This window comes from Psychrobacillus sp. NEAU-3TGS (genome assembly GCF_029955155.1).
GTDB lineage: Bacteria > Bacillota > Bacilli > Bacillales_A > Planococcaceae > Psychrobacillus.
This window is the reverse complement of record NZ_JAPNOZ010000004.1, coordinates 355324-367093: the sequence shown is the minus strand read 5'-3', so window position 1 is coordinate 367093 and position 11770 is coordinate 355324. Positions and strand designations below refer to the sequence as shown.

Annotated in this window: 11 protein-coding genes and 1 pseudogene; 5 read left to right on the top strand and 7 right to left on the bottom strand. The window is 37.6% G+C overall.

What is annotated here, in order from left to right:
* Positions 1-34: 34 nt before the first annotated feature.
* The 4 genes and pseudogenes from OR571_RS02845 to OR571_RS02830 all read right to left on the bottom strand — a co-directional run bounded on the left by OR571_RS02845 (position 35) and on the right by OR571_RS02830 (position 4422).
* Positions 35-691 carry a 3-oxoacid CoA-transferase subunit B gene (locus tag OR571_RS02845; RefSeq protein ID WP_282241332.1) on the bottom strand — a complete coding sequence of 219 codons (657 nt, stop codon included), beginning with the start codon at positions 689-691 and terminating at the stop codon, positions 35-37.
* 20 nt (positions 692-711) lie between these two features.
* Positions 712-1400, bottom strand: a pseudogene (locus tag OR571_RS02840) (CoA transferase subunit A).
* A gap of 415 nt (positions 1401-1815) precedes the next feature.
* Positions 1816-3159 carry a sigma-54 interaction domain-containing protein gene (locus tag OR571_RS02835; RefSeq protein ID WP_282241331.1) on the bottom strand — a complete coding sequence of 448 codons (1344 nt, stop codon included), beginning with the start codon at positions 3157-3159 and terminating at the stop codon, positions 1816-1818.
* A 93-nt stretch (positions 3160-3252) separates the two neighbouring features.
* On the bottom strand, positions 3253-4422 hold the full coding sequence (locus OR571_RS02830) for an MDR family MFS transporter (RefSeq protein WP_282241330.1): 1170 nt from the start codon (positions 4420-4422) through the stop codon (positions 3253-3255).
* Between the two features lie 122 nt (positions 4423-4544).
* On the opposite strand from OR571_RS02830, the gene mnmL reads away from it, so the two are divergent.
* The 4 genes from mnmL (at position 4545) to OR571_RS02810 (ending at position 7883) form a co-directional block, all read left to right on the top strand.
* Complete coding sequence (gene mnmL, locus OR571_RS02825) at positions 4545-5504, top strand: tRNA modification radical SAM protein MnmL/YtqA (protein WP_282241329.1); 960 nt, start codon at positions 4545-4547, stop codon at positions 5502-5504.
* Positions 5501-6070: a tRNA 5-(aminomethyl)-2-thiouridylate-methyltransferase MnmM gene (gene mnmM, locus OR571_RS02820; protein WP_282241328.1), complete on the top strand. Its 570-nt coding sequence runs from the start codon at positions 5501-5503 to the stop codon at positions 6068-6070. The genes mnmL and mnmM overlap by 4 nt, the downstream gene beginning before the upstream one ends.
* Positions 6071-6256: 186 nt before the next feature.
* Positions 6257-7339 (top strand): type III polyketide synthase, encoded by a 1083-nt coding sequence (locus OR571_RS02815; protein WP_282241327.1) that lies wholly within the window; start codon positions 6257-6259, stop codon positions 7337-7339.
* Between the two features lies 1 nt (position 7340).
* Positions 7341-7883, top strand: a complete 543-nt coding sequence (locus tag OR571_RS02810) for an isoprenylcysteine carboxyl methyltransferase family protein (RefSeq protein ID WP_282241326.1) — start codon at positions 7341-7343, stop codon at positions 7881-7883.
* 31 nt (positions 7884-7914) lie between these two features.
* On the opposite strand, the gene OR571_RS02805 is transcribed toward OR571_RS02810, so the two are convergent.
* From OR571_RS02805 to OR571_RS02795, 3 genes are all read right to left on the bottom strand, one after another.
* Entirely contained in the window at positions 7915-9222 is a 1308-nt protein-coding gene (locus OR571_RS02805) for an NAD-dependent malic enzyme (protein ID WP_282241325.1), read from the bottom strand.
* Positions 9223-9310: 88 nt separating this feature from the next.
* Positions 9311-9994 (bottom strand): phosphoribosylaminoimidazolesuccinocarboxamide synthase, encoded by a 684-nt coding sequence (locus OR571_RS02800; RefSeq protein WP_282241324.1) that lies wholly within the window; start codon positions 9992-9994, stop codon positions 9311-9313.
* Between the two features lie 54 nt (positions 9995-10048).
* Positions 10049-10840, bottom strand: a complete 792-nt coding sequence (locus tag OR571_RS02795) for an alpha/beta hydrolase (RefSeq protein ID WP_282241323.1) — start codon at positions 10838-10840, stop codon at positions 10049-10051.
* 88 nt (positions 10841-10928) lie between these two features.
* Between OR571_RS02795 and OR571_RS02790 the strand changes: the two genes are divergently transcribed.
* Positions 10929-11441, top strand: coding sequence for a gamma carbonic anhydrase (locus OR571_RS02790; protein ID WP_142538857.1), 513 nt, complete (start codon positions 10929-10931; stop codon positions 11439-11441).
* Positions 11442-11770: the final 329 nt, after the last annotated feature.

Below are 11770 nucleotides of genomic sequence, written 5' to 3'. Positions count from 1 at the left end.
CAAATGTTTATTTTACTAAGTGATATTTATTAAATTAACTAATTTGTACGTTTTCCTTTACATTATTCACGATCAAAGTTGCTTCTGTAGAATCAATGATATCTTGTACACTGAACCCCTCGAATACTTCTTTTAGTTCAAGTCCTTCAGGCGTTACTTCTATCATGGCACGCTCTGTAATAATTTTGTCGACTACTCCTTTTCCTGTTAATGGTAGAGAGCATTCTTTTTTAATTTTTGCAGAACCATCCTTCGCTACATGATCCATAATTACAATTGTTTTTTTAGCACCATGGACTAAATCCATTGCGCCTCCCATTCCTTTAATCATCTTTCCAGGAATCATCCAATTTGCGAGATCTCCTTTTTCAGATACCTCCATTCCCCCTAAAATCGCCACATCTACATGGCCGCCACGTATCATCGCAAACGATTCCGCACTTGAAAAAAATGAAGAACCAGGAATAGTCGTTACAGTTTCTTTTCCGGCATTGATGAGATCAGGATCTACTTCCTGTTCGGTAGGATATGGTCCAATACCAAGTAATCCATTTTCCGATTGTAAAACAACTGTTTTATTAGGAGAGATGTAGTTCGCTACTAGAGTAGGAATCCCTATTCCCAAATTGACATAGTTACCATCTTCTATTTCTTTTTCTGCTCTTCTAGCAATTATTTCACGTGTATTCAACTGAGTCTCCTCCTTTATTCTTATGAGCGTGTTGTTAAACGTTCGATTCTTTTTTCTTGTGTTGCTTGGAATAATCCTTGAACATAAATACTTGGTGTATGGATTTGAGCAGGATCTAAGTCACCTGTCTCTACAATTTCTTCTACCTCAGCAATCGTAATTTTGCCCGCAGCAGCCATCATTGGATTGAAGTTTTGTGCGGTTTTGTTATAGATTAAGTTTCCGAATTTATCTGCTTTCGCTGCTCGAATAAGAGAAAAGTCTGCTTTTAAAGCTTCTTCTAGTACATATTCTTTTCCATCGTATACGCGAATCTCTTTCCCCTCAGCAATTGTTGTTCCAACACCGGCTGGAGTGAAAAATGCTGGTATACCTGCACCACCTGCACGTATTTTTTCAGCAAGAGTTCCTTGCGGAGTTAGTTCAACTTCAATTTCACCAGAAAGCACTTGACGTTCAAATTCTTTATTTTCACCAACATATGAACCTATCATTTTTTTATTTGTTTATTATTTAATAATAATCCAAGTCCCCATTCATCGATTCCACAGTTATTTGAAATAACCGTTAAATCCTTTACGCCTTTTTTCACTAGGGCAAGAATCAGCTGTTCTGGTATTCCTACTAAACCAAATCCCCCTACCATTAGTGTTGCTCCATCTTGAATTTCCATTACCGCTTCTTCTGCAGAAGAATAAATCGGCTTCATATGAACTCCCCCTTACATTTTTAACACCCTAATCAACTACGCCTCGGAGTAATTATATCCAGATTTTGAATTATGGCCTCGCAATTAACTCCCATCAAAATCTGTGACATCCGCCTGAGGCTAAAATTGAATCAGCATGATTTTGGTCTATCTCCGTTTTAATAAATGCTAGCATTCATCCCACCACTTGTAGAAGTGAAAGACGACTGCCGAGTCAATTTAAAACGCTTTCATATGTAATTAAAGCAGAATCGGAATATTCTAGCAATAGCTATTGTGACAATTTTAAGTCTATGAAACACCCTTAAAATCCGAATTACTGGATACTTTCTTGTGATAATGCACTATAAAGATCATTTCATCCAATATAAAAAATCCGATTTTTAGGACAAGTGTCCAATAAATCGGATTTAGGTCATAAGTTATATTTTTTTATTTTTTCATAAAGCGTCGATCTGCTTATTCCTAATTGTTTTGCAATCATCGCTTTGTTGGATTGCTTTTCAAGTAAATCTTGAATGACGCGTCTTTCAACTTCAATTAAAATATCTTCTAGTTTTCCATTCATGTTAAACGACAAAGCATTTCGCTTCTTTACTTGTATGGGCAGTGCAGAAGGCCCGATAACGTCATTTTCAGCAAGGTATACAGCTGCTTGAAGCACATTTTGCAACTCACGAACATTCCCTGGCCAATGATAAGATTGAAGAAATTCTCTCGTTTTTGTTGCCAACACAATTTTCCGGCGTCCAGCCTGCACGACAAACTTTTGTAAAAAGTAGTTTAACAGCTCATCTAGGTCCTCCAACCGCTCCCTTAAAGGCGGTATTTGTAAGGTTACAGCTTGAATCCGATAAAATAGGTCCTCTCTAAATTTCTTTTCCTCCACAAGATTTGCTAGTGATACATTCGAAGATGCTAGTATGCGAACATTTACTTGTTCTTCTTTCTCACCATGTGTTGTAAAAACCATGCCATCTTGTAATGCACGTAGGAGCTTTGCCTGTAGCGTCAGAGGTAACGCACTAATTTCATCTATGAACAAGGTCCCTTTATCCGCTTGCTTATATCTTCCTCTACTAAGTTTACCAGTTGCCAAATCATACTTTCCGAATAATTCTTCCTCCAGCAATTCAGGCGGAACCGCCGCACAGTTTACTTTAACAAACTGCTCATTGGATCGTTCAGAAAGCTGATGTATACTGTGTGCAAAAATCTCTTTTCCAGTCCCACTTTCCCCTTCTATTAAAACTGGTATATCACTCGGAGCAATTATTTCGATCGTTTCTTTTATTTTTCGCACTGCCGCTGAAGTGCCTTTTATATCTCCTAGATGGTACTCTTTATAGCTATTATCCTCCATATTTAATTGAATACGCTCCATCGTTGTTCGAACATGAGAACTTAGCTTTTTCCAATCAGACATATCTCTAAATATAACGCTGCCAAAAGCACCAACAATTTTCCCTTCAACAACAAGTGGTACTCGATTTGCAAGCATATACGTCCCTTTAATATAGTGAGGTGAGGCAATATGTGCTATCCCTGTCTTAATAACTTCATGCATTTTAGTATTTTCTATTACTTCAGCAACCGGCTTTCCAATTGCCTCTTTCCTTTCCACCTCTAAGAAACGGCAATATTCTTCATTAATATAAATAATGTTAGAAAGCTCGTCCACCACTACAAACCACTGAAATGCATTTTCTAATATTTCCGCAAGCACAGATGTAGATAAGTTTCTTAAAAAAGTTTCCATTGCAGTCCCCCCTTGGAAACAGCTTTTCTTTAATATTCTCAAAGATTAGCATATTAATCAATTTCATTTCAGAAAAAAACCGTTTGATTTTCATCAAACGGTGCGTTTTTTAAGTGGTAAATCATATAGCAAACTCGTTGCAATTGCAAAAATCATCAAACTCGTTAGGATTAGTATCATCATTGGTGTTCCATAAGCTTCTACAAGTATTCCACCTATAAAAGGGCCAATCATTCGACCAATGGTTGCCATACTATTGACGATCCCTTGATAAAACCCTTCTCTTCCTTTTGGTGCTAACTGACCAGCAAGTGTTGGTACAGCAGGACATACGAATATTTCACCAATGGTTAGGATAACCATCGCTGTGATAAACATCGCATAACTCTCTGCAAAAGCAACAACAACAAAAGAACCCATGAAAATAACAATCCCGATGATAAGTTGCGCTTTTATTTTATGCTCTAATCGGCTAATAATTGGTTTAATCAGCGGTTGCGCCACAATAATAAGCGCACCATTGATCGACCATAGCAAACTATATTGTTTTAATGATATACCTAAATCTAACACATGCGTTGAAATAGTAGATGTCCACTGCACGTATACAATCCATGTCAGCATATACCCAATCGTTACAATCATCATAGCGTAAAAAGGTGCTTTTTGTTTTATTTCTTTTTTCTCGTTCAACACCGAGGTATGTCTATTCGTGGTAACAACTAATTTCCGATAAAAAAACCATACAATTGCTAAAAATAATACATAGGTCAGCAGATTTGCCATGAATATGTTGTTTATATTGTGGTCCGCTACAATACCAGCAATCGCCGGACCAAGTGCAACTCCCACATTTTGCGCCAAATAAATGGCATTAAACGCCTTCCTTCCACCTTCAGGCCAAACACTTCCAACCATTGCATACATACTCGGGAAAATAATTCCCCCACTAAAACCTAAAATTGCAACAAACCATATATATTCTGGCCATCCATGCCAAAGTGTCAGCAATACTAAAGCAATCATTGACAATATAATTCCTAGCATAATCGATTTATATCCACCAATGCGGTCGAATAAATACCCTCCAAGTAAATTACCTACCACACCTGTCCCAGCATTAATCATGAGAACAAAACCAGCCATCGACAGCGACTGCCCCAAATAATCATGCATATAGATCGTATGTAAAGGCCATAAAAAGGAATTTCCCATCGTATTTACAAACATTCCGATGATTAAAAGCCATACAGCTTTTGGCATACAAAACACCTCATTTCCTCGTACGCTAGACTATTGTATGCTTTTTTATAAGTTACTTCAAGATAGATACAACAAACTACACAAAGACATGATAAAATAGGCATGTTAAGGAGTGAAATTGCATGAACGAAAACAACTTTCCTTTTCCATCTGACGGAAAAAGGTATTATACATGGAATCGATATTTACGAGACAAATTTGATCAGAAAATTTTCAAAGTCGCACTCGACGCTGGCTTTGACTGCCCAAATAGAGACGGTACAGTGGCTTTTGGTGGCTGCACTTTTTGTAGTGTTGCTGGTAGCGGTGATTTCGCGGGAGATAAAGTCGATCCAATCCCCGTCCAATTTGAAAAAATAAAAGCCAAAATGCATGAAAAGTGGAAAAAAGGAAAATACATTGCCTATTTTCAAGCCTATACAAATACACATGCCCCACTTCCAGTACTAAAAGAAAAATTCGAAGCTGCTTTAGCATTAGAAGGTGTCGTTGGGATCTCCATCGCAACTAGACCCGACTGCTTACCAGATGATGTAGTCGAGTATTTAGCCGAGTTAAATGAACGAACTTATTTATGGATAGAGCTAGGACTTCAAACAGTACATGAAAGAACAGCAAATTTAGTGAATCGCGCGCATGATTACCCCACTTATATAGAAGGAGTCAACAAATTACGCAAACACGACATTAGAATTTGCACCCATATTATTAATGGACTTCCCTTAGAAGACAGAGAAATGATGATGGAAACTGCCCGTGAAGTGGCTAACCTAGATGTACAAGGTATTAAGATCCATCTACTACATTTATTAAAAGGGACTCCAATGGTGAAGCAATATGAAAAAGGAAAGCTAGAATTTATGGAACGAGATGCATATATTCAGCTCGTTGCCGACCAATTAGAAGTGATTCCACCTGAAATGGTTGTCCAACGTATTACAGGTGATGGACCAATCGACTTAATGATTGGCCCAATGTGGAGCGTCAATAAATGGGATGTATTAAACGGCATAGATGCGGAACTCGCAAAAAGGGATAGTTATCAAGGGAAATTTTATGAAAAGACTGGTGTTTTACAATGATTTTAAAAAGAGTTTTACCATTTGCAAAAGAATTACTAGCAAATGTTGTGGAAAAAGGTGATTCGGTAGTAGATGCAACTGCTGGAAATGGTCACGATACATTATTTCTTGCGGATTTAGTAGGAGAAAATGGGCATGTATATGCCTTCGATGTGCAAAAAGGAGCTATTGAATCAACTGCGGAAAAGTTAGAACAAGCTAACTTGAGTAAACAAGTTTCGTTAATTCATGATGGACATGAAAATGTAGCAAAATATGTGTCTGGACAAGTATCTGCAGCCATTTTTAACTTAGGTTATTTACCTGGTAGTAATCATGAAATCGTGACAAGAGGAGCTTCAACCATCCAAGCAATCGAATCTCTATTACATTTACTAAAAGTTGGCGGGCTGATCGTTTTAGTCGTTTATCATGGGCATGAAGGTGGTAAAGAGGAAAAAGACACACTTATGGCTTTCGTACAGCAATTACCACAATCGTACGCCCATGTACTTTCGTACCAATTTGTCAATCAACAAAATGACCCGCCGTTTATACTTGCAATTGAAAAGATGAAGATGAGCTAACACTTTAACAAAGAAACCCGACCTATTCTGAATAGCTCGGGTTTCTTTGCATCACGCATTCAAAGGGCATCTTTTAAAAGATTTTCAATGAAAGAAAGTTTTATATATTTTAAGTAACACTTCAACCACCTTTATGCATATCTAACAAAAATATGGGTATAGTACTTAGTAAAAAGGAGTAACTACATGCCTAAAATCGCCTCTATAAGTACATATAAACCTCCCTATACGTTAGACCAAACTAATATTGAACAACTAACAAAGGAACTATTCCAAGACAAAATCGCACAGCTGGATCGATTATTAAAAGTATTTGAGAATGGCGATATCGAAACCCGCAATTTTTGTGTACCTCTAGAGTGGCATCGAACAGATCATACATTTGAAGAACGTAATGATATATATATAGATTTAGCAACAAAATATAGTATAGAAGTTATTCAGGCTTGCCTTCAAAACACAGTTTTTTTACAAAATACGATGGATCCAAAAGAAATTGATGCCATTATATTTGTCAGTACGACTGGAATCTCTACTCCGAGTATTGATGCTCGTGTGATGAACCATCTTCCTTTTTCTGATCGCATGAAACGAATCCCGTTATGGGGACTAGGTTGTGCTGGCGGAGCTGCAGGAGTTAGCCGAGCATTTGATTATTGCAAAGCCCATCCAACTGAAAAAGTACTTGTTGTTTGTGTAGAGCTTTGTAGTCTTACCTTCCAACCAAATGATTTTTCGAAAAGCAATTTAATAGGAGCTTCTCTTTTTGCGGATGGTGCAGCTTGTGTATTAGTATGTGGGGATGAAGCGAATGTTTCTACAAAAAGACCCGTTCCTCACATTATTAATACAGCTTCCAAATGGATGCCTGACTCCGAAAATGTGATGGGTTGGGATATTAAGAATAGTGGTTTACATGTTGTATTCTCCAAGAGTATCCCGTCTATTATTTCTAGTTGGCTTGGACCATTCATCAATGAGTTTTTTAAAGAACAACAACTGGCAAAAGAACAACTCGACTATTTTGTGGCGCATCCCGGAGGAAAAAAAGTACTAAAAGCATATGAGGATACACTTCATCTGACGGAAGACCAAACATCAATTTCACGGGACGTATTAAGAACACATGGTAATATGTCTTCACCTACCGTCTTATATGTATTAGAGCGATTCATGCAAAACGAAAATAAAAAAGAAGCGATTGGTTTACTTGTAGCGCTAGGTCCTGGATTTTGTGGAGAAGCAATATTACTAAATTGGGGGGATTAGTTTGTTATTTTGGATCATCATATGCCTAGTAATCGCTCAAAGAATTATAGAAGTTTTGATCGCCAAACGAAACGAAAAGAAGATGCTTGCACGCGGAGCATATGAAGTTGGCGCCTCTCATTATCCTTATATGATTGCACTGCATGTAAGTTTTTTTGTTTGTTTGATTGCAGAAGTCGTGTTTTTAAACCAACGTATTTCACCATTGTTCCCATTGTTTATGTTAATCTTTTTATTTGTTCAGGCACTTCGAATTTGGTGCTTAACCTCTTTAGGGACATTTTGGAACACGAAAATCATGATCTTACCTGGTGCCAACGTCGTAAAATCTGGTCCATATTTATTCATTAGACATCCCAATTACGTGGTCGTATGTATTGAAATAGCGTTATTACCTTTAATGTTCCAAGCATATTTTACCGCTATTTGCTTTACGCTTTTAAATCTAGCGATGCTTTCGGTACGCATTCCACTAGAAGAGAAAGCTTTGATGGAAGCAACCGATTATTCAGAAGAATTTAAAAAGAAGATTTCGGCATCTTAACCGAAAACTTCTTTTATTTTGGATATTATTTTTAGTTTGCTGCTTCTTCCACTGCTCTTGCAACTAATTGATGTACAGTTGGATCGAGTGGGTTTGGTATTAATTCGCCTGGTTTTGTGTGAGCGACAATTGCTTGTGCTGCAGCTATTAGCATTGGATAAGTAATAGCTGATGCTCCAGCGTCCAATGCTCCTTTGAATATGCCTGGAAAACCGATTACGTTGTTTACAGAACGTCCGTCTGCTGCAAAAGCTGCTCCTGCTGCGATTGCTTCTGATGGAAGTATTTCCGGGTTTGGATTGGAAAGTGCTAAAATGATTTGTCCTTTTCGAACCATTTCAGGTTTGATCAAGCCAGAAACTCCCGTTGTCGCAACGATAATATCACAAGTCTGCATCATTTCCTCAAGAGAGCCAATTGTTTTCCCTCCGTGCTTTAATAGACGATTTTGTGCTTCTTCTTGACGATCAAGCCCATAAACGTCTTCTACACCATAAGCCATTAACATACGGCAAATCGCAAGGCCAGCCGCACCCAGACCAATTTGACCGATTTTCGCTTTTTTCACATCTACATTTGTAGCTTTGCATGCAGATAATATAGCCGCTAAAGCAACTACCGCCGTTCCATGCTGATCGTCATGCATCACAGGAATTGGAATCTCTTCTTTTAGTCTTTCTTCAATTTCAAAGCAATGAGGAGAACCGATGTCTTCCAGTAATATCGCTCCAAAACCTTTATGTATATGCTTCACTGTTTCTACTATTTCATCCGGATCGCTTGTGTTCAATAAAATCGGAATGCCACTTAATCCAACGAATTGATCTAATAATACAGCTTTCCCTTCCATTACTGGCATACCTGCAACTGGACCAATATTACCTAGACCTAAAATCGCTGTACCATCTGTTACGATTGCAACAGAGTTTCCAATCGATGTGAAATAGTTAGCTTTTTCCGGATGGTTGTAAATTTCCATACACACACTTGCGACCCCGGGTGTATAGATTCGTTGTAAATCTCCAAGTGAGCGTACATCTAATCTACTCTTCATTGCAATTTTTCCGCCTTCATGTGCGTTCAGTACATCATCTGTTACCGCATGAATTTTCACGCCGTTTCCGATCTCTTCAATATTTGCAATTACTTGATCTAGTTGTTCAATCGATTTACATGTAATCGTAATATCGCGTAGCGTCGTCAATGCACCACTTTTTAAAGTAGTAATGTCACCAATATCTCCTTCTCCTAAACCGATCGCAGTGGCAACTTTAGCAAAATTACCTGGTTTTGATGGAGTTTCTACAATAATATTTCGAATAATATGTTGTTTTTGCATATATTTCTCCTTTTAAATCTCTATATCTACGGTTTGATTATAACACAAAAAATCCCTTATTCTTAAGGAATAAAGGATTCTTTCTTATTTAAGAGAATAACAATGCTTCTAATGCCAACGGTTCAATATATTGGCCGTCTTTATAAACACGCATATTGCCGCCAGAAATCTCATCAATTAAAATTATTTCATTTGTTTTAGCATCTCTACCAAATTCGAGTTTAATATCATATAATTCTAGCCCTTTTGTCGCTAAATCTTCTTTCACAAATTGAGAAATTTGTTGCGTTAAAGTTTGTAACGTTTCATACTCTTCCTCTGACAAGATGGAAAGCATCGAAAGTGCTTGTTTAGAAATGGGAGGATCCTGACGATCGTCGTCTTTAATCGTTACTTCGACAAATGCATCGAGAGGTTGTCCTTCTTCACAATATGCCCCGTATCTGCGTAGAAAGCTGCCTACAGCTTTAAAGCGACAAATAACCTCAAGTCCTTTCCCAAACACTTTTGCTTCTTTTACAGTCATGGTAGATTCCTCGATATTCGAATCAATAAAATGAGTAGGTATTTCTTTTTCCATTAACTTTTCAAAGAAGTATGTAGTCATACGAAGTCCAGCTTTACCAGCGCCTTCTATTGTTAGTCCTACTGTATTTGCACCCGGATCAAATACGCCATTTTCTCCAGTTACATCATCTTTAAACTTTAACAAAACATCTCCGTTGTCCAGCTTATAAACATCTTTTGTTTTTCCTTGGTATGTAAGATTCAATTGGAACTTCCTCCTTTTTATAACTACGACTTATTTTACACCTAAATGATACCGTCAAACAATATAGCCAATGGATCTTAGCACATTATTTATAAAAGAATCGGAATAGGCAAAAATTTCTTCTCGTTCCGGTTCCTGATGCAAATCATGAAAACAATTTTTCCATTCTTTAAACTGATATTCGGAAAGAGTTTGCTTTTTTAACCAGCTAATCGTTGTTTGAGTATCTGTAATTTTATCCCGTTCCCCTGTCATCAATAATACCGGAACATTTGGGATAGATTCTTCTGCTTGAACAACGCTTTTCATCAATATTTGCAGTTCCTTATACCAGTCATTTGAAACAAGCGTACGATATGATTGGTCTTCCACAAATTGACGATACACATCGTAATTTCTTGTTAATTCATTTAACTGAAGATCATGGTTAATCTTTTGAGGTACGGATAATTTAGCTAGCGCATTTGTCCATTTAGAGGGCATTTTTTTTAATTGGAGCCAGGGAGATGTTAAAATTACCCCAGCATATTCTATTTCTAGTTTGCGCATCACTTTCACTAATAATGTTGCACCTAGTCCGTGCCCCATTAAAAAGATTGGCAGATCATATGTTACTGCAACTTGAAGTGCCTGTTTTATATAGTCTTTATACAATTCAAAAGGCTCATCATGTAGCCCTTTTGCTTTTTTTAGTTCCCCATGACCAGGTAAATCTCCCATAACGATATGACAATTGGAGCTTCTTAGTTTTTCAATTAGCCAAGCATATCTTCGATGGTGTTCATATGCACTATGCACGAGGACGATTACTGCCTTTGGTTTTTCTTCTGCTTCCCATTTCCACATGAACAGCACACCTTTCTGTTTTGTTTCATTTTTTGCATTTGTTTGATACGATTAATTATATTCTATTTTTATAAAGGGTGTGTATTTATTGATTTATCCATATAAAGACAAAATTCCATCGATAGATGAAACTGCTTTTATAGCTGATTATGTCACAATAACAGGCGATGTGACAATCGGTCCGGAGTCTACAATTTGGTTCAATACGGTAATTCGAGGGGACGTTGCTCCTACGATTATTGGACGTAAAGTAAGTATTCAAGATTTAAGTTGCCTTCATCAAAGCCCAAATAAGCCACTTATTATTGAGGATGAGGTAACGATAGGCCATCAGGCAACATTACATAGCTGTATCATTCGTAAAGGCGCATTAGTTGGAATGGGGTCTATTATTTTAGACGGCGCAGAAATCGGAGAAGGTGCATTTATAGGAGCAGGAAGTCTCGTACCTCCAGGAAAGAAAATCCCACCTAACTCATTGGCATTTGGAAATCCCGCAAAAGTGGTGAGAGAGCTAAATGATGCCGATAAAGCAGATGTACAGAGAATCATTCATGAATATGTTGAAAAAGGACAGTATTATAAATCATTACAGGAATAAGAAATGCTCAAATGAACTGCTCGTCGATTAATACTATGACAGAAAGAATTTTTAGGGGGGCTAAGTATAGCCACTAACAGCCTCTCTCTTTTAGGGAAGAATATTGAGTATAGTTACTCTTAACTTTTAGATTTTTTAATCTGCAGCTACATAAGTGCAGCATGCGCTCGCCAACGGAAAGCGAAGTGCACCGTGCTAAAGTACCTGTCTCTGGCCAATTTAGCTCATGGGAGCGATAAAATCGAAATAACGCACATAATAGGGAAACTGGGCGGTAAGGCTTTATTAGGTATCCGCCGTGATTTTCGCTACAGGGTGGACGCTTTCCG